17 protein-coding genes are annotated in these 19,619 nt (G+C 47.1%); 15 read left to right on the top strand and 2 right to left on the bottom strand.

Annotation, left to right across the window (positions count from 1 at the left end; genetic code table 11):
* The first annotated feature begins 1 nt into the window (after position 1).
* From PV783_RS26675 to PV783_RS26605, 15 genes are all read left to right on the top strand, one after another.
* Positions 2 to 1,360 (top strand): hypothetical protein, encoded by a 1,359-nt coding sequence (locus tag PV783_RS26675; protein WP_420990283.1) that lies wholly within the window; start codon positions 2 to 4, stop codon positions 1,358 to 1,360.
* Positions 1,357 to 2,433, top strand: coding sequence for a glycosyltransferase (locus tag PV783_RS26670; protein WP_420990282.1), 1,077 nt, complete (start codon positions 1,357 to 1,359; stop codon positions 2,431 to 2,433). Before PV783_RS26675 ends, PV783_RS26670 begins: the two co-directional genes overlap by 4 nt.
* A gap of 9 nt (positions 2,434 to 2,442) precedes the next feature.
* On the top strand, positions 2,443 to 3,573 hold the full coding sequence (locus tag PV783_RS26665; protein ID WP_420990281.1) for an XrtY-associated glycosyltransferase XYAG1: 1,131 nt from the start codon (positions 2,443 to 2,445) through the stop codon (positions 3,571 to 3,573).
* On the top strand, positions 3,574 to 4,479 hold the full coding sequence (locus PV783_RS26660) for a glycosyltransferase family 2 protein (protein ID WP_079470278.1): 906 nt from the start codon (positions 3,574 to 3,576) through the stop codon (positions 4,477 to 4,479). It begins immediately after the preceding gene.
* A 6-nt stretch (positions 4,480 to 4,485) separates the two neighbouring features.
* Positions 4,486 to 5,067, top strand: coding sequence for a WcaF family extracellular polysaccharide biosynthesis acetyltransferase (locus PV783_RS26655; protein ID WP_079470277.1), 582 nt, complete (start codon positions 4,486 to 4,488; stop codon positions 5,065 to 5,067).
* A complete protein-coding gene (locus tag PV783_RS26650) occupies positions 5,064 to 6,497 on the top strand; it encodes a capsule assembly Wzi family protein (protein ID WP_420990280.1) in 1,434 nt (477 codons plus the stop codon). Before PV783_RS26655 ends, PV783_RS26650 begins: the two co-directional genes overlap by 4 nt.
* A gap of 18 nt (positions 6,498 to 6,515) precedes the next feature.
* On the top strand, positions 6,516 to 7,751 hold the full coding sequence (locus PV783_RS26645; RefSeq protein ID WP_079470275.1) for a WcaI family glycosyltransferase: 1,236 nt from the start codon (positions 6,516 to 6,518) through the stop codon (positions 7,749 to 7,751).
* 34 nt (positions 7,752 to 7,785) lie between these two features.
* Complete coding sequence (locus PV783_RS26640) at positions 7,786 to 9,171, top strand: undecaprenyl-phosphate glucose phosphotransferase (RefSeq protein ID WP_079470274.1); 1,386 nt, start codon at positions 7,786 to 7,788, stop codon at positions 9,169 to 9,171.
* A gap of 58 nt (positions 9,172 to 9,229) precedes the next feature.
* Positions 9,230 to 11,371 (top strand): catalase HPII, encoded by a 2,142-nt coding sequence (gene katE, locus PV783_RS26635; RefSeq protein ID WP_420990279.1) that lies wholly within the window; start codon positions 9,230 to 9,232, stop codon positions 11,369 to 11,371.
* A 64-nt stretch (positions 11,372 to 11,435) separates the two neighbouring features.
* Complete coding sequence (locus PV783_RS26630; protein ID WP_420990278.1) at positions 11,436 to 12,101, top strand: epimerase; 666 nt, start codon at positions 11,436 to 11,438, stop codon at positions 12,099 to 12,101.
* Positions 12,102 to 12,346: 245 nt separating this feature from the next.
* The gene (locus tag PV783_RS26625; protein ID WP_420990277.1) at positions 12,347 to 13,036 is read left to right on the top strand and encodes an NUDIX hydrolase; all 690 of its coding nucleotides are present in this window, start codon (positions 12,347 to 12,349) and stop codon (positions 13,034 to 13,036) included.
* Positions 13,037 to 13,040: 4 nt separating this feature from the next.
* Complete coding sequence (locus PV783_RS26620) at positions 13,041 to 13,586, top strand: 2OG-Fe(II) oxygenase (protein ID WP_420990276.1); 546 nt, start codon at positions 13,041 to 13,043, stop codon at positions 13,584 to 13,586.
* Between the two features lie 8 nt (positions 13,587 to 13,594).
* Entirely contained in the window at positions 13,595 to 14,329 is a 735-nt protein-coding gene (locus PV783_RS26615; RefSeq protein WP_420990275.1) for a metallophosphoesterase family protein, read from the top strand.
* 10 nt (positions 14,330 to 14,339) lie between these two features.
* Complete coding sequence (locus PV783_RS26610; protein ID WP_420990274.1) at positions 14,340 to 15,068, top strand: metallophosphoesterase; 729 nt, start codon at positions 14,340 to 14,342, stop codon at positions 15,066 to 15,068.
* Positions 15,069 to 15,078: 10 nt separating this feature from the next.
* Positions 15,079 to 15,804 carry a metallophosphoesterase gene (locus tag PV783_RS26605; protein ID WP_420990273.1) on the top strand — a complete coding sequence of 242 codons (726 nt, stop codon included), beginning with the start codon at positions 15,079 to 15,081 and terminating at the stop codon, positions 15,802 to 15,804.
* 16 nt (positions 15,805 to 15,820) lie between these two features.
* Here PV783_RS26605 and PV783_RS26600 read toward each other — a convergent pair whose 3' ends face one another.
* Positions 15,821 to 16,906 (bottom strand): hypothetical protein, encoded by a 1,086-nt coding sequence (locus tag PV783_RS26600; RefSeq protein ID WP_420990272.1) that lies wholly within the window; start codon positions 16,904 to 16,906, stop codon positions 15,821 to 15,823.
* A 122-nt stretch (positions 16,907 to 17,028) separates the two neighbouring features.
* Entirely contained in the window at positions 17,029 to 19,584 is a 2,556-nt protein-coding gene (locus PV783_RS26595; protein ID WP_420990271.1) for an outer membrane beta-barrel protein, read from the bottom strand.
* Positions 19,585 to 19,619 lie beyond the last annotated feature (35 nt).

Genomic DNA, 19,619 nt, shown 5'->3' with positions numbered 1-19,619 from the left:
TATGCAGCAGGAATTTATTTTATCAGCAGGAACAGGACATTTCTTTTTTGGTTTTCATGATCTGGTAGCTTGGAATGCTGCAGGTGATAAATTGCTCGCATTACAAACACCGGATATTACCGTTCCACCCGACCCGCGCATTCCCTGCGGCATTGGCTATTTCGATGCAGCGCAGCAATTCCGCCGGATGGGAGATACCTATGCTTACAACTATCCGCAAGGCGCCCGCCAGCAATGGATTGGCGATACAGATACTTTTATTGTAAATGATCGTGTTGATGATGTTTGGGGTTCTCGGATATATGATACAAATGCCGGTAAATGTGTGAGCGTATTGCATCAGCCCGCCCATGTGATTACAGACGAAGGCGTCGCCTTTGGCATCGACTATGCACGGTTGTTCCGTGTAGGAGGATATGGATACACCGGTCTTACGGATAAGTATGCACACGTTCATGTGCCCGATACATCCGGTATTGTGAAACATAATGTATACACCGGTGAGCAGACAATGCTGCTGTCTATCGCCGCTGCTGCCAATTATAAAATGAATCCTGCCCTGGGGCAGCATCATTATATCACGCATCTGCTGCTGAATCCTTCGCAGCAGCGATTAGCATTCCTGCATCGCTATAAGTTGAAAGACGGTGGCGAAACTACACGGCTTATGACCATTGGTGTGGACGGCAGCGACCTGAAATGCCTGGCAACGGGGTTTCTCAGTCATTTCGACTGGAAAGATGATTCCCACATTGCTATCTGGGGCAGAACAGGCAGTAACATCGAAAAACTGCGTGGCTCGCTGTTGTATAAGATGATGCCTTCCGGGTTGATTTCCGGAGGAAAGAAAGTACTGAAGAAATTATTATATACAAAAGAGAAAGGAGCCAAAGCAGTAGCACCCTTCAACTGGTTGTTACTGGAAGATGTGGATAACGGGGCACCGACGATGTTGGCGAAAGATATTATTACAGAAGACGGGCATCCGATGTTTTGCCCTGCAGACCGCGACTGGATGATTTGTGATACCTATCCCAACCAGCAGGGGATCCGTACACTGTTTCTTTTCCAGTACAGCACGCAACAGAAAGTTACGTTGGGTACTTACCGTATGATTGATGATAAACCTGACCTGCAACTGGCACACCCTTTACTGGCCGGTGTGGAAGAAGGCGTGTTAAAAGCCTTTTCGCTGGAGCAGATGGCTTTTACACGCAGCGGCCTGCATTGTGATTTGCACCCACGCTGGAAGCGCGATGGTAATGTGGTGGCTTTTGATTCCATCCATGAAGGCCGCCGCATGATTTATGGTTATGATGTGAGCAGTATTATTCATGCACATAAAAATGTATTGGTATGATTGCCATCCTGCAGCCACTGGTACCGCATTACCGCGAGCATTTTTTTAACCGGCTCAATGAGCAGGCGCCTTTCGATCTGTATTGTTATGATCAGGCGGATGCTATTAAGCAGCAGAACCTGTCGGCCGGCAATACTACAGTGAAGCAATTACCCGCCTGGAGCGTAGGCCCGTTCGTGTTATATAACCCGTTGCGCTTTTTTAGTAAAGATTATAAAGTGCTGGTGCTGATGCTCAATTTCGCGCATTTGTCCACCTGGATGATCCTGCTGCTGAAGCCTTTGCTGAAACAAAAGGTTATTCTCTGGGGACACGGTATTTCAGTGAAGAGATATGTACAGGAAGAGCAACGCCCCAGCCGCTTATTGAAATGGATGATACAGCTGGCCGATGCTACCTGGTTTTACACGCCAAAGGAAATGGCGCTCTGGCAACAGGAGATGCCGGGTTTAAAAGCAGTGGCTTTAAACAATACCATTTCTGAAGTGGAGAAGATCATGCAACGGGAGGTGCCCGATAAAACAGCGTTGCGGGAGAAATATAATATCCGTTCAAAACGCATATTGATCTACTGCGCCCGCTTCAATGAAACCGGCCGTCGTATTGATCTGCTGGAAAAGCTGATGCGGGAAACCGATCCGGAACAGTACGGATTTATTATTATCGGCGCAGGTAAATATAAGCCGGACTTCAGCAGTTATCCACATGTGCACGACTTCGGTGCAGTATATGATCCTACCATCAAGCATGAGTTGTTTGGTATCGCGGATCTGTACTTTCAACCAGGATGGGTGGGCCTTTCAGCGGTGGAAGCAATGGCCTATGGTAAACCGGTATGTACTTTTAAACGCAGCGAGGAAGTATTGCAATGTGTGGAATACAGTTATATCAGGGATGGCTACAATGGTTTAATCTTCGATAACATGGAGGAGTGCTTATATGTGCTGGAGCAATTATCGGATGAAGAGATTAACAGGTTGGGCCAACATGCCAAACAGTTTGTGGGAGAAAACCTTACCATGACGGCGATGGTGGATAATGCTTTTCACTCACTGGATTCAATGAATAAATAACCCTTGTTTATGAAGATACTTTTTATTGTTCCTTCCTACAAACCGGCCTACGTGTACGGAGGCCCTATTGTAGTAATAGCGCGGCTGGCGGAGCAACTGGTGTTAATGGGGCACCAGGTGGAAGTGTATACTACCACTGCCAACGGTGCGAAGGAACTGGATATAGCGGCTAATACCACGGTGATCATGGACGGGGTGAAGGTAACCTATTTCAAAAGGATCACCGGTGATCATACGCATGTGTCGCCGGCGTTGTGGAAAGCAGTTTGGTCTAATGCAAAACAATTTGATAAAGTACATATCCACTCCTGGTGGAATTTCCTGGTGATGGGCGCCTCCTTTATCTGTAAATGGAAAAAGCTGAAACCATTGCTATCGCCGCATGGCATGTTCTGCGACTATGTACTGACGGCGCGGAACAACCGGAAGAAAAAGCTGCTGCATACGGTGATGGGTAAACGTTTATTAAAGAACACTTACCTGCATGTATCGTCAGAGCTGGAGTGGAAAGAATGCCGGCAGGTGAATACACAATGGGAAGGCGGACAGGTATTTAACCTGGTGGATTTACCGGAGGGAAGTTTTGTGCGGACAGAGAACGAAGTATTTACCATCAGTTTTCTTTCACGGGTAGATCCCAAGAAAGGGTTGGACCTGCTGATCCGTGCATTGGCAAAGGTTACGTTCCCTTACCGGTTACAGATTGCGGGGAGCGGAGATGCACAGTATGTAGCTGAATTAAAAGATTTAATTGCGTCGCTCGATATGGATAATAGCGTCGAATGGGTAGGTTGGAAAGGCAGTGAGGATAAATTTCATTTCCTCGCTGCCACCGACCTTTTTGCGCTTACCTCCCGTAACGAAAACTTTGCCATTGTAGTGATTGAATCGCTGTATGCGGGCACGCCGGTGCTGATCAGCGACCAGGTAGGACTGGCAACGTATGTGCAGCAGCATGACCTGGGCTGGATTACGGGGATTGATAGTGTGGAGACGATCACCGCGCAGCTCACTGCTGCTTACCAGGAAAAGGGACAACGGCAAAGGATTACACGGTCTGCCCCTTTGCAGATCCGTAATGATTTCAATGATGCCACACTGGCGTCGTCTTATGTAGAACTGTATGAAAAATGTAGCTAGATGAAGATCGCGGTAGTAATACTCACATTTAATGAATCGTTGCACCTGGCACGCTGCCTGGAGAATCTCCGGCAAATAACGGATGAGCTGTACGTAATAGATGCTTTTTCAACAGATGATACCGTAGCGATAGCGGAAAGATTCGGCGCAAAGGTTTTTCAGCGCAAATGGGTCAACTATGCCAATCAGTTTCAGTGGGCATTGGATCATTGCGGCATTGAAACACCCTGGGTGATGCGCATGGATGCAGATGAATACCTGGAACCCGGATTGGTAAAGGAAATCCGCCAGCGGATAGACAAAGTGCCAGCCGGTATAACAGGCATATATATACGCCGGAAGGTGTTATTCAAAGGTAAATGGATCCGCTTCGGCGGTTTCTACCCGCATACCCTCTTGCGGATATGGCGCAATGGGGTAGGCAGCATCGAACAGCGCTGGATGGATGAACATATTGTATTGTCCGACGGCGCTACGATGCTGTTTAAAGAACATATTGTGGACGATAACCTGAACTCCATTCACTGGTGGGTAAACAAACATAATAACTACGCCATCCGTGAAATGGTAGACCTGCTGAATATCCGCTATGGCTTCTGGCAAACTGACGAAAGGTTGCTGCGCGAAAGCGGAACACAGGCCAAACGGAAACGGTTCCTGAAGGAGAAGGTATACGCCTCCATGTCGCCGGGAATGCGCGCTTCGCTGTATTTCCTGTTCCGCTATGTAGTGCGTTACGGCTTCCTGGATGGTTATAAGGGGTTCCTCTTCCATTTCATGCAGGGGTACTGGTATCGTTTACTCGTAGACGTTAATGTGCAGGAATTTCAGCAAAAGCTCGATGGAAACGAAAGCAGGGAAGATATTATGGCGTTACTGAAACAGGATTATAACATTCATATCTGATATCACATGACCACTAATCTTGCTGCATTTAATACAGGCAGTTATTATGCCGGCCCTAAGTGGAAAGTGCTGTTATGGTACTTCTGTAACTACTACATTTTCAACAGCGCTTTCCCCTGGCCATACGGCTTAAAAAGCAAGCTGCTGAAGCTGTTTGGCGCCCGTGTGGGCAAAGGCCTCGTCATAAAAACAAAGGTGCGGATCAAATATCCGTGGCTGCTGACTATCGGCGATCATTGCTGGATAGGGGAATCGGTATGGATTGATAACCTGGCGGCGGTAACGCTCGGAGATCATGTTTGCCTTTCACAGGGCGCCCTGCTGCTGACCGGCAACCACGATTATAAACAACCGGATTTTCCTTACCGGCTTGGTCCTATCCACATTGAGAATGGCGCCTGGATAGGCGCTATGGCAGTAGTGTGTGCCGGTGTTACCTGCGGTAGCCATGCCGTGCTTACAGTAAACAGCGTGGTTTCAAAAGAGATGGAGCCCTGGCTGATCTACTCCGGCAACCCGGCGGTGGCAGTACGTAAAAGGGAAATGAAAGGGCATACGGTTACCATACTAAATACGGCGGCTATATGAAGAAATGGGGCTTATATATCGCGCTAATGATAGGGCCGGCCACTGCGTGGGCGCAGGTTCATTTTGTGGATTCGCTGGAAGTGCATGCGGGCGCAGTAGGAACCATTGCTTCAAAAGATTATCAGCCGCTCTGGCTCATGGCCAATCACTTTGGTACCATCAGCGATCGTAAAGGCGATGTGTCCACACATGTGGGTTTTAGCAACGGGCACGTATGGAAAGAGGATTTTTATGTGAGGTACGGGCTGGATGTATACAACAATGATCAGTTCCATCAAACATTTATAGAACAGGGATATGTAAAGGCCGGTTATAAACACTGGGAAATCAGGGCCGGGCGGTATGAAGAAATCATAGGGGAAACAGACAAAGACCTGAGCAGCGGCTCTATGGGGATCAGCGGTAACGCACTCCCCATACCGAAAGTAGGCATCGCGGTAACGCAGTACACCGATATTCCCTACACCAATGGCTGGGTGCAGTTTAAAGGACTCATCAGTCACGGCTGGATGGGAAAGGACCAGTATATTAAAGATGCCTGGTTGCATGAGAAAAATTTCTATCTCCGCATAGGCAAAAGAAAACTAAAGGTATTTGGTGGTATACAGCACTACGCGGTATGGGGTGGTAACCGGAAAGACCTGCCAAAGATCACCGCCGACTGGCAGGGGTTTATGGATGTGCTGCTGGTAAAAACAAAAGATGATGGTACCGTTGGTACTTCGGAGATACAGCCGAATCGACCCGGCGACCACCGCGGCATTATAGAAGGAGGTATTGAATGGGAAAATGATCAGTTGTCGCTTCGCCTGTATAATCAAACCCCTTTTGAATCGGGGCAGGGTATCGATATCCGGAACATCGACCGGCTCCTGGGCATTGTGTATACCAACAAACAAGCTGGCAGCTGGCTGGAGAAGATCACAGCAGAGGTGCTGTATACCAAACAAATGAACGATTTCTTCCCGTTGCATCAACGCGAAAGTTACTATAACAACGGCGTATATCTTACCGGCTGGGATTATCACGAACGTGTGATCGGCACGCCGTTGTTTATTGACCGGGATCGCGGACAGCATTACTTCCCCAGCATGAAGCCGTTCAACTGGAATGATCATAAGGATTCACTGAGGGCAAAGGGAGGGAATATTATTAATAACCGTGTAATGGGAGTGCATATCGGTGCGCTTTATCATCTCCCGAAAAAAATTACCGGCAGAACATTAATCACCTACACACAAAATTATGGCACCTACACCAATACCGCCCTCTTTAAGCCAATGAAGCGGCAATGGTATACGTTGCAGGAGTTTCAGTACCAGCTGTCGTCGAAAGGACTTGCCCTGAAAGCATCCATAGCAGTGGATCAGGGGCAGCTCTCCGATAACGTGGGGTTTATGATGGGGGTGTTATGGAGTTGGCGGCAATAATATTTAAATACAACGTATATGGGTAAACGAATATTACTGATAGGCGGCAATTTTTCACCCGAGCCAACGGGAATAGGAAAGTATAATGGAGAAATGATCAGTTGGCTGGCAGATAACGGGTACGACTGCACGGTAATAACTACCTATCCTTATTACCCGCAATGGCAGGTGCAATCGCCCTATGAACGGTCAAAGAACTGGTTTAAAAAAGAAGTACTTCCGCAGGGAAAAGGAAAACTAACGGTATACCGCTGCCCGCAGTATGTACCTGCAGAACCTTCCGGCAAGAAGAGGATGTTGCAGGACTTTTCTTTTGCAGCGGCCGCATTTGTCAAAGTGATGCAACTGGTGTGGAAGAAGAAGTATGATATTGTGATTACGGTAGCGCCGCCCTTTCATCTCGGGTTGCTGGCCGTTCTCTATAAAAAGCTGCGGGGAGCCAGCTTCGTGTACCATGTGCAGGATTTGCAGATAGAAGCCGCGCGTGACCTGCAGATGATCCGCTCGCCACGGCTTATCAATGCGCTGCTGAAACTGGAGAAGATGATTCTCCGGCAGGCAGATCACGTAAGCAGTATAGCCGACGGGATGATCCGTAAAATAAGTGACAAGGCTGGCAGGGAAGTGTTTTATTTTCCTAACTGGGTGGATGTAACACAATTTCATCCACTAACGGATAAGGCTATATTAAAACAGTCTTTTGGATTTCTGCCTACCGATAAAATTATATTGTATTCCGGCGCCATCGGCGAAAAGCAGGGACTGGAAGCCTTGTTGCATGCCGCTGCATCCTGGCAGCACCGTGAAGAAATGAAGTTCCTGATCTGTGGTTCCGGTCCTTATAAAGCGAAGCTGGAACAGGTTGCATCGCAACTGCAGTTAAAGAACACGATCTTCTTTCCATTGCAACCCCTCGCGCAGTTTAATAACTTTTTAAACATGGCAGACGTACACCTGGTTATACAAAAATCACATGCCAGCGATCTGGTGATGCCATCTAAGTTAACCACTATACTTGCGGTGGGCGGTATAGCGCTGATTACCGCCAATGAAGGCACGGGCCTGCATGAGCTGGTAAGCCGGCATCAGATGGGAATCCTCGTGGATGCGGAAAACCAGGAGGCGCTGCAAACGGGTATAGGCAGGGCGGTATGGGAAAATACCGCCGACATTGCAAGGAATGCCCGTGAATTTGCAGCCAGTCACCTTTCTATTTCAGGAGTGATGACGCGCTTTAAAGAACAGGTGGCGTAGCGCTTTCTTTTATTGATCAACCATATTCTATTTTATGCTGAACCGGTATCTCAAAATTTGCAGTATCCAGTTGATTGTGCTGGATTTTATCTGGCTGAACGTATTGTTTTTTTTAACCAGCTCCTGGTTGCAGCGGTACGACCGTATGCAGGATATTAACGTGGATATTTTTCTCGTAGTATCAAACCTCTCCTGGCTGGTGGCTTTGTACACTACCGGTATTTACTTCCTCAGTCAGCAATTATCGTTTGACCGTATTGCCCGTAAAACAATACAGAGCATATTGCTGTACCTGTTGTTATTGTTGTTATCATTGTTTCTCACCAAGCAATTATATTCCCGGTTGTTTATTTTGAGTTATTGTTCCAGCTTCCTCTGCATGGTATTGCTGGGCCGCTGGGTTTTCTACAAGGTTACCCGGCATATCCTGCATCGCAACGGAGTGGAAAAGAAAGTGGTGATCCTCGGGTATAATGATCTTTCCAAACAACTGGCGGATCAGTTGATAGGAGATAACAGCAACCTCAAGTTTGAAGGTTATTTTGAAGAATCCAGTAATGTGCATGAGTTGTCTTATTACCCGGTGATAGGTAACCTGGAAGCCTGTGTGCCCTATGCACAGTCTAATAATATCCGTGAAATATATTCTACGTTATCTCCCGAAAAATTTCCTTACCTGTACACTTTGGCGAGGGAAGCAGAGCTGAACCTGATTCACTTCCGCTTTGTGCCCGATTTCAAGTTGTTTGTGAACAGGCAGATCTTTGTGGATTACTTCAATAATATTCCTATCATCTCATTGCGTTCTGAACCATTGGATGATATTGCCAACCGCATCCGTAAGCGGGTGTTTGATATTATCTTCAGCAGTCTTGTGATTGTTTTTATACTCACCTGGCTGATTCCTTTGCTGGCACTGCTGATCAAGCTGGAGTCCAGGGGGCCGGTGTTTTTTATTCAATACCGTACAGGCCGTAATAACCTGAATTTTCCGTGCTTGAAACTGCGGAGTATGTATGTAAATAATGAAGCGAATGCGAAGCAGGCTACGCGACATGATAGCCGGTTCACAAGGATCGGGCGTATCCTGCGTAAAACAAACCTCGATGAAATGCCGCAGTTTCTGAATGTATTTATGGGCGATATGTCTATTGTGGGGCCTCGTCCACATATGCTTCGTCATACCGAGGAATTTTCGCGGGTGATCCAGCAGTACATGATCCGCCATTTCCTGAAACCCGGTATTACAGGCTGGGCGCAGGTATGCGGGTTACGCGGGGAAATTACAGAGGAGTCACATCTGCGCAGAAGGATCGAGCATGATATCTGGTACATGGAAAACTGGTCGGTATATCTCGATCTGCGTATTATATTTTTAACGATCAGGAATACGATTAAGGGAGATGAGAATGCGTTTTGAATAGGTATGGTTTGTGTGAATGAATGAGTCCTACCTCATCATTAAAATCACCAAACCAATGGCAAAGAAAAGAAATCCTATTATCGGAAAGTCAAACAGGAAGGTGGAAAGTCTTACCCCGCATACAGAAGAAGGGGTAGACCAGTTCCTGACCACTAACCAGGGTTTACGCATTAATGATAACCAGAACTCCTTGAAAGCAGGTGAACGTGGTGCTTCGCTGCTGGAAGATTTTATTTTAAGGGAGAAAATTACACACTTTGACCACGAACGTATTCCGGAGAGAATTGTGCATGCCCGGGGAGAAGCTGCTCACGGTTATTTCCAGGTGTATGAGTCTATGGCGAAATATACAAAGGCGGGTTTCTTACAGGATCCGTCGAAACAAACGCCGGTATTTGTCCGCTTCTCTACGGTAGCGGGCTCACGCGGCTCTACTGATCTGGCCCGTGATGTGCGTGGTTTTGCAGTGAAGTTTTATACCGATGAAGGAAACTATGATCTTGTAGGCAACAACATGCCTGTATTTTTTATACAGGATGCAATGAAGTTCCCTGATTTTGTTCATGCTGTTAAGCCGGAGCCACACAATGAAATGCCCCAGGCTGCTTCTGCGCATGATACTTTCTGGGATTTTATATCCCTTGCGCCGGAAAGCATGCATATGATTATGTGGGCCATGAGTGATCGCGCTATTCCCCGCAGTTTACGTATGATGGAAGGATTTGGTGTACACACTTTCCGCTTTATCAATGCAGCAGGTAAGGGCAGCTTTGTAAAGTTTCACTGGAAACCATTGTTGGGCGTGCATTCTGTGGCATGGGATGAGGCGCAGAAAATTTCCGGTAAAGACGCCGACTTTCATCGCCGCGATTTGTGGAATGCCATTGAATCAGGCGCCTTTCCCGAATGGGAGTTTGGTGTGCAGATAGTTGCAGAAAAAGATGAACATAAATTTCCGTTCGATCTCCTCGATCCTACTAAAATAATTCCTGAAGAAGTAGTACCGGTAATGCGTATCGGTAAGATGGTGTTGAATCGTAACCCGGATAATTTCTTCGCAGAAACGGAGCAGGTAGCATTTCATCCCGGACACCTGGTGCCGGGGATCGATTTTACCAATGACCCGCTTTTACAGGGAAGATTATTTTCTTATACAGACACGCAGCTGTCGAGACTGGGCAGTCCCAATTTTCATGAAATCCCCATCAACCGTCCGGTTGCGCCGGTTCACAACAACCAGCGCGATGGCCACATGCGGCAAACCATTAATCGGGGTGAAGCTGCCTATGAGCCTAATACCGTCAGCAACGGTTGTCCTTTCCAGGCAAAGATGAAAGACGGTGGTTTTACTTCTTATGAAGAAAGAATAGATACTAAAAAGATCCGCGGCCGTAGTGCAAGCTTCTTTGATCACTTCAGCCAGGCCACCTTGTTTTATAACAGCCAGTCGGAAGTGGAAAAAACGCATATCGTAAAAGCCCTGCGCTTTGAGCTTGGCAAGGTAACCCGTACGGATATACGTGAACGGATGATCGGTGTGTTAACACAGGTAGATAAAACGCTTGCTGCACGGGTGGCGGAAGGGCTGGGATTACCCGTACCTGCGAAACCGGAATTTCCCATTAACCACATCCGGCCGGCAGATGCAGATATCAAAAAGTACGAGCCCAAAGCCGTAAAGCAACAGGTAACTACTTCGCCGGCGTTGAGCATGGCCAATACAGTAAAGAATACGGTGAAGTCCAGGCAGGTAGCGTTCCTGGTGGCGGACGGCGTTTCCGGTACAGATGTGGCCAAAATGAAAGCCGACCTGGTAGCGGCAGGCGCGCAGGTGCAGCTGATAGCTCCGAGGCTTGGTACCATCAAAGTAGCCGGCGGCGCAGATCTCCAGGCCGACCAGAGCCTGCTCATCGCGGCATCTGTGCTGTTTGATGCCGTATATGTGCCCGGCGGTAAGGCCAGCGCCGCTGTATTAGCCAAAGATCCGGCAGCGCTGCATTTCATCAACGAAGCCTATAAACATTGCAAGGCCATTGCAGTAAATGGCGAAGGAGTGGAAGTGCTGAAAGGCACCTACCTGCAAACAGAAAGTAATGAACCGGGTTTGTTGCTGAACAAAAGCAGTAAGGACTTTATAAACGCCATCGCACAGCATCGTTTCTGGGAGAGGGAAGCTAACGACAACATCCCGGCATAGATATTTTTATTAAAATCAAACGAAAGATCTAAATTTCGGGATATCTGAAATTTAAATTGTTCCTATGGAGATAAGAGCCATTATTACAGGAAGTACCGGTATGGTAGGAGAAGGGGTGCTGCATGAATGTTTACAACATCCGGATGTAAAGGAGGTGCTGGTTATTAACCGCAGACCCTGTGGCGTAAAGCATCCCAAGCTGAAGGAAATCATTCATGAAAATTTCTATGATATGCTGCCCGTGGCAACAAAGCTGCATGGATATAACGCCTGTTACTTCTGCCTGGGCGTTTCTTCCGTAGGAATGAAGGAAGACAGGTATAAGCGGGTCACTTATGATCTTACTATGGAAGTGGCTAAAACGCTGGCCGCTCTCAATTCAGATATGACCTTCTGTTATGTTTCCGGTGCGGGCACCGACAGCTCGGAGAAAGGCCGCAGTATGTGGGCGCGGGTGAAGGGCAAAACCGAAAATGACCTGCTGAGGCAGCCGTTCAAGGCGGCGTATATGTTCCGGCCGGGTTTTATGTTACCTACCGATGGATTGAGAAATAGCCAGAAGTACTATAAGTATATGACCTGGGCCTATCCGTTCTTCCGGCGCGTTTTCCCACAGTGGGTATCCACGCTGGCGGAGGTGGGGCAGGCCATGATCAATGTTACCCTTTATGGCTATTCGAAGCCGGTGCTGGAAGTAAAGGATATCGTGACTTTGGCTCATCACCCATAAAATACTGGTAACCTGCGGGATAGCGGTCTACTTTATATAGATCGCGGGGTGTATATTTGCATCTTGTTACTTTAACAGTGTAACAGTTGTAGGTTATGAGATGACTGGAATATTCCTATCCCGGGTCCAAATAAAAAAGGCGGTGCTTCGGCGCCGCCTTTTTGTTTTACAGATAAAATCCAATCAATTTTTAGGTTATCTCCCCAAAAAATCTTTACTTCACGTTAAAATGACGCAAACAGAGTATGAAGTCTTTCCACGAGTATAAGAACCCCTCCCTGGCGGTAGACCTGGTGGTATTTGGATACCACAACAATACCTTATCGGTATTGCTGCTGAACCGTAAGGAGGAGCCGTTTAAAGACTGCTGGACCTTACCGGGCGGCTTCCTGCAAATGGAAGAAACCTTCCTGGACACCTGTTCCCGCATCCTGCAAACAAAGCTGGGCATGAAGGAAGTATTCCTTGAACAGCTCTATTCCTTTGACGCACCTGACAGGGATCCGCGTGGCCGGGTAATAGCTGTGGGATATTATGCCCTCATTAACCCCGCTAAATTCAACGTGGTAGCCGGTAGCATGGCCAATGATGTAAAATGGTTCAATGTCAGGAAAATGCCTGCTCTGGGCTTCGACCATAAACATATTTTTAAACAGGCGCTGCAAAGGCTCCGGTCGAAGATCCAGTATTACCCGGTAGGATTTGAATTACTCGACGAACTGTTTACCATCACAGAGCTGCATGAACTGTATGAATGTATCCTGCAAACCACCATCGACCGGCGCAACTTCCGCCGCAAAATACTGGACGCCGCCTATGTGGTTAATACAGGCCTGAAACGCGAAGGATTGAAGAACCGGCATCCCGAACTGTACAAGTTCAACAAACAACTGAAGAAAAATAGTTTCCAGATCAATGTTCCCACTGAAACCTGATGTTATGGAGAAAATCACTTACACCCCGGAAATTTTTACCATTAAAAACTTTCTCAGCACAGCCGAATGTGCCCGACTTATAGAAAAAAGTGAAGCAACGGGCTACGAAGAAGCCACTGTAGACGTAGGCGGAGGCGTGCAACGGATGATAAAAGGTGTACGAAATAATGAACGGGTCTTGTATAAAGATGTAGCTTATGCTACCTTTATCTGGGAACGGCTGAAAAACTTTGTTCCGGAAGGAAAAGATAACAGAACCGCCTGCGGTGTAAATGAATTGTTCCGGTTCTATAAATACAGCCCCGGACAACGCTTCAAAATGCACAAGGACGGCAGTTTTGAGCGGAACAGGTTTGAAGCCAGCCAGTATACTTTTATGATCTATCTGAACGAAGCATATACCGGCGGGGAAACCATTTTTGCTTCCGGCGAAATCATCCGCCCGGAATCCGGTACTGCCCTGATATTTCATCACCCGTTGCGGCATGAAGGTTCATTGCTTACTGCAGGTGTGAAATATGTGCTGCGAACGGACATTATGTACAAATAAAACAAAACATGCCCGCAACCTACGTAATAGGTGATATACACGGTGCGCTGAAAGCCCTCAAACAGCTGGTAGAGCGTATCGCGCCGAAAACAACCGATACACTGATTTTTTTAGGTGATTATGTGGATGGATGGTCTGAGTCTGCAGAAACAATCACCTGGCTCATGGAACTGGAATCACAATACACCTGCATTTTTATAAAAGGAAACCACGACGCCTGGTGCGAATCCTGGCTGAATGGCGTAATGCCCGAAGCCTCCTGGCAACGCAATGGCGGCAAAGCCACGGTGGAGAGTTTCAATAAGCTGTCGCCCGCAGCGCTGGAAGGCCACCAACAATTCCTGAACCGCATGCGCATGTATTACATCGACGATCAAAACAGGTTGTACATACACGCGGGGTTCACTTCCACTCACGGTCCCGCCCATGAAAGGTTTGAACCCATGCTCTACTGGGACAGAAGCCTCTGGGAACTCGCCCTGGCGATGGATCGCAGCATTCCAAAGAACTCCATGTTCTATCCAAAAAGACTGCTGCAGTTCAAGGAGATTTATATTGGTCATACCCCCAGCCTTAACTATGGTGAAGATCTCCCCATGATCGCCTGCAATGTACATAACATCGACACCGGCGCCGCCTTCAAGGGCAAAATTTCCGCGATGAATGTGGATACGAAAGAAGTGTGGCAGAGCGATGCGGTGTATTTACTGTATCCGGGGGAGAATGGCCGGAATCCATCATAGCACGTATAATATGCCTGCAACCTATGTAATTGGTGATATACATGGCGCCCTGAAAGCCCTGGACCAACTGATCGGACGGCTACCGCTCCGTGATGGAGATACACTTATCTTTTTAGGTGATTACGTGGATGGATGGCCGGAGTCTGCCGGTGTGATCAACTACCTGATGTCGCTGGAATCAAAATTGGCATGTGTTTTTATAAAAGGTAATCATGATATATCATGCGAATCATGGTTAAATGAAAAGACAATAGAAAATCCGTGGGCTAATAATGCAGGGAAGGCAACAGTAGCAAGTTATCATAAATTATCTGCAGACGAGCGGATGGTGCATGCCCGTTTTTTCTCCGGCATGTCTCCTTATTTTATTGACGATAAAAATCGCCTGTTTATCCATGCCGGTTTTTCAAATGCCTCCGGCTCTGGATTAATTGATCAGGTGATATACAAAGACAGAAGTCTGTGGGAGCTTGCGCTTACTATGGATAAACGTGTGAAGAAAGATCCCGGCTTATTTCCAAAGAAACTGCTGCAATTTCACGAAATTTATATTGGTCATACCCCTACGCTGATATACAATAAAGATCTTCCTATGATCGCCTGCAACGTGCACAACATCGACACCGGCGCCGCCTTCAAGGGCAAAATTTCCGCGATGAATGTGGATACGAAAGAAGTGTGGCAGAGCGATGCGGTGTATTTACTGTATCCGGGGGAGAATGGCCGGAATCCATCATAGCACGTATAATATGCCTGCAACCTATGTAATTGGTGATATACATGGCGCCCTGAAAGCCCTGGACCAACTGATCGGACGGCTACCGCTCCGTGATGGAGATACACTTATCTTTTTAGGTGATTACGTGGATGGATGGCCGGAGTCTGCCGGTGTGATCAACTACCTGATGTCGCTGGAATCAAAATTGGCATGTGTTTTTATAAAAGGTAATCATGATATATCATGCGAATCATGGTTAAATGAAAAGACAATAGAAAATCCGTGGGCTAATAATGCAGGGAAGGCAACAGTAGCAAGTTATCATAAATTATCTGCAGACGAGCGGATGGTGCATGCCCGTTTTTTCTCCGGCATGTCTCCTTATTTTATTGACGATAAAAATCGCCTGTTTATCCATGCCGGTTTTTCAAATGCCTCCGGCTCTGGATTAATTGATCAGGTGATATACAAAGACAGAAGTCTGTGGGAGCTTGCGCTTACTATGGATAAACGTGTGAAGAAAGATCCCGGCTTATTTCCAAAGAAACTGCTGCAATTTCACGAAATTTATATTGGTCATACCCCTACGCTGATATACAATAAAGATCTTCCTATGATCGCCTGCAACGTGCACAACATCGACACCGGCGCCGCCTTCAAGGGCAAAATTTCCGCTATGAATGTGGATACGAAAGAAGTGTGGCAGAGCGATGCGGTGTATTTACTATATCCGGGGGAGAATGGCCGGAATCCATGACTCCGGCCTTCAACTATTATTTGTTTACAGTGGCCTGTATTGTTTTTAACTCCTTCATCAACGCTTTATTGGTAGCTTTTACTTCCGTTATTTCTTTCTGCATAGAGATCAGGTGAAGTGTCAGCTCCTCCACTTTTTTCAACAGGATAGCGTTCATATCTCCCAGATCCTGGCCATTTTCAGCAACTTCCTTTGCGGAAGGCACCTCTGGTAAATGTTTGTTTTCCCTGATGAATGCTTCGGTTTTTTGTAAAGATGGCAACTGGTAATCCTGTTCAAAAACATAATCAGGCCAGGTAGCGGCCTGTGTTACTTTAACCTTTCTGGCAGCAATGGTACCTTCCACGGCAAGTTTATTGGTGCCGGGGGCGGTGGTGCCTATTCCCACGTTACCGTTGGCTTTGACCATAAATAACGATGTGCCATAGGAATTAACGGTGAATACGTTGGCGTTGGTAAGTCTTGCGTTGGTTTTACTTCTTCCGTCTAACATGACAGCAGCGGAATATGGTTCAAGTGGAGGAGGGGCCACATCTTCAGCTTCTCCGTTCAAAGCAATACCATATGGTCTTCCCGGGCTATAGGCCCGGCCGATGATGCTCGGAATATAGGCCCCTGTCTGATAAGTGCCGTTAGTAATGCGCAGTACAGCTTCGGCTTCAGAGACGTTTGTATAGGTGAATTTAGCCAGGGCTACTGGCTCCGCTTCAGTACTGGGCAAACCGGAAACGTGCAATTGCGCAGTAGGGGATATTGTATTAACCCCCATATACCCATTACTTCTCATAACAGTTAAATACCTGGCAATGAAGCTGCCATCATTGTTATAAGCAAATAATGCAAAATCGCTGCCCTGGGGGTTAGTGCCGCTTTCTGCATTGGCGGTTCCCAATCCCCAGCGATAAGCACTGTTTTGCATAAGCATATAGTGGCCCGAACCGGCTCCGGCTGTCGTGGTAGAAGTCCTGAACTGGCTTGCGCGTCCAATCCCATCAATATTAAAATTAGCACCGCTCTGTAATGTAGTCTGGTTGAGGATCTGTGCATTACTCATCATTGCTGTCAAACAGCAAAAGGAAGTTAACAAAAAGAATCTTTTCATGGTAAAGGAGAATAAGGTTACAAAATCAATCAAAGATGTAAAAAATTCCTCACAAAAAAAAGCCCGGAACGCTCAGGTGTACCCCCTTCGCATTCCGGTGCTTTAAACTATAAGACAACTTCTTACTGAATCACTTCCTGCATTCCCTGCATACCTGCGCCCATATTCTTTCTCTTAAACAGGCTGGCGTCAATTTTACCAAACCGGTAAGCAAATGTCAGGCGCATCATCTGCGGGTCGCGTAAGCGACTGTAATATTGTGTGAAATAATCACTTTGTGAATACTGGTCGGACCAGCGGGTTCTGAAGATATCATTCACGCTGAAGGTCACCGAAGCGGCATTGTTTTTCAGGAAGCTCTTTTTGATGGCGGCGTCTACACCATAGAAAGAAGCAATGTATCCCTGTGAAGCATTCTGCGACTGCTGCATAGGCGGACCGCTCTGCACATTCTTATTTTCATTCACCGGCAAATTGGTTTTCGACTGGTATGTACCTGTGAGCTGCAATTCAAAATTAGCAGGCAGTTTAAAGGTGTTGTTAAGCTTACCAAACCAGCTCCAGAGCGCATCCTGCGATTGCGTTACATTGTCTGTATTGATCTTTGAATTATAAATGTTCACGTTGGCTGTTGCGCTCCACCATTTGGCTAAATTATACATGGCGGTTACTTCCGCGCCGGCAGAATAGCTGGAATTGGCGTTGATGTAAGTGTTCACCAGCATTTCCTGGCCGTTTACCGGATCGGTTTCCTTCGTGAGGTAACGGGTGATCAGGTTGTTGGTATGTCGGTAATAGATAGACGCCAATATGGTATTGTTTCCTTTCAGCGTTTTCAGGTACGACATTTCCAGTGAAGTGGTGAATTCCGGTACCAGTCCCGGATTACCTTTTGTGATATTCAGCTTATCGGTGGAATCGGTGAAAGGAATCAACTGGAAGAAGTTGGGCCGGTTAATACGACGGGTATAGCTCACTTGCAGCTCCTGGTCGTGTTTCAGCTTCTGGCTTAAAAACAGCGATGGGAACAGGCTTACCGGGTAGTTGTTGGAGAAATGCTGCCCGTTGTTGAGCAGATCGCCGGTGTAATTGGAACTTTCTGCACGTACGCCAACTTTATAACCAAAATTACCGATAGTGTTGGATACGCTTACATAAGCTGCGTATACATTATCACTGTTCTTATAATTATTGGAGGCCGCCGGGATCAGTACATATTCCTGTGTTTCCGGGTCCAGCATATAGTTGTTAAAGTTGCTCTTCGTTTTACGGACAGAGGCTCTCAACCCGGTTTCCAGCTTTAATTTACCGCTGAAAGGTTTTACATAATCCGTTTGGATGGTCATAAAGCTCATGGAGCCATTACCCAGGATCTGTTGTATATCGCTGCCGCTGATGTTGCTGCCGGTATAACGGTCGGTCCTGTAGTCGGAGTTATTATCGCTCTTTCCGCCAAAATAGTTGAAGTCGGCGGTCAGTTCTTCTCCTTCTTTAGGGAAAAGGTGTTTCATGCCCAATACCAGGCCGTTTGCGTTGAACTTGTTGTGAGAACTGGAGTTACGCTGACTGAAAGCCCTGATATCGGCGGCTTTATTCAGGGTATCGGTATTGATATCAATCCGTTCAGAAGGGTTCATGGAACCATGTACCTTGATACCGGCCACAGATAAGGTGGTGCGGTTGGTAACAAACCAATCCAGCCCAAGTTTACCAAAAATGAAACCACCATCGGTTTTGTTGGTGTTGTACTGGTTGATGTTGGTAGGTGGTTCATCCGCAAAGTTGTTACGCTCGGTGGTACCATTGGTACGGCCTTTCATCTGGTTACCCATTACGCTGGCGGAAATATTTACTTTATCCTGGCGCAGGTTAAAGTCCGCACCGCCATTTACAGCGCCGCGTTTATCCACACCGGCGCGCAGGTTACCGTTGTAACCCGTTTTCCGGTTCTTTTTCAGTACAATGTTCAGGATACCGGCACTGCCACCGGACGCGTCGTATTTGGCAGAAGGATTGGTGATCACTTCCACGTTTTCAATCGCATCCGCCGGAATCTGTTCCAGGGTAAGGGTGGTTGGGCGCCCGTCGATATACAGCTGTGGCGCGCTGTTACGCAGGGTTACATTACCATCGATATCCACGTTTACAGAAGGCACGTTTTTCATCACGTCCAGTGCGGTACCGCCGGCGCTTACGATGTTTTTTTCCACATTGAATACCTTTTTATCGATATCCATCTGCATCATCGGCTTGGTGCCGGCTACCGTAACGCCCTGCAACTGCGTGGTGCTTACTGCCAGCTTAATATTGCCGAGATCCTTTTCAAATGGCGGAAAGGTAACCGGTTGTTCCACAGTTTTGTACCCGGTAGCAGTGATCCGCAGCTTGAGCGGGCCTCTGCCGGGCAGATCTTCCAGGCTGAACTCACCGTTGCCTTTGGTCAGTACGCCTTTCAGCAATTTTTCCTTCATTTTTTTTGTGACACTATCCATGCGGTTCTGCAGGATAATTACGGAAGCATAAGGAACGGCTTTTCCATCGGGGTCAATAATTTTGCCATATACATGGCCGCTCATTCCCATACCCATACCCACCGGCATTTTGGCACCTGCGGGGGGCTGAGCTGCAGCACTCATTGAAAGCAAAAACAGGGTGATAAACAAATAAATCTTATACATTTTATATAAATTCAGATCACGCAAAAGTATACCCA

Origin of the sequence: Chitinophaga sp. CC14 (assembly GCF_048957795.1) — a bacterium.
GTDB lineage: Bacteria > Bacteroidota > Bacteroidia > Chitinophagales > Chitinophagaceae > Chitinophaga > Chitinophaga ginsengisegetis.
The sequence above is the reverse complement of the archived record's forward strand: the minus strand, read 5'-3'. Positions and strand labels throughout refer to the sequence as shown.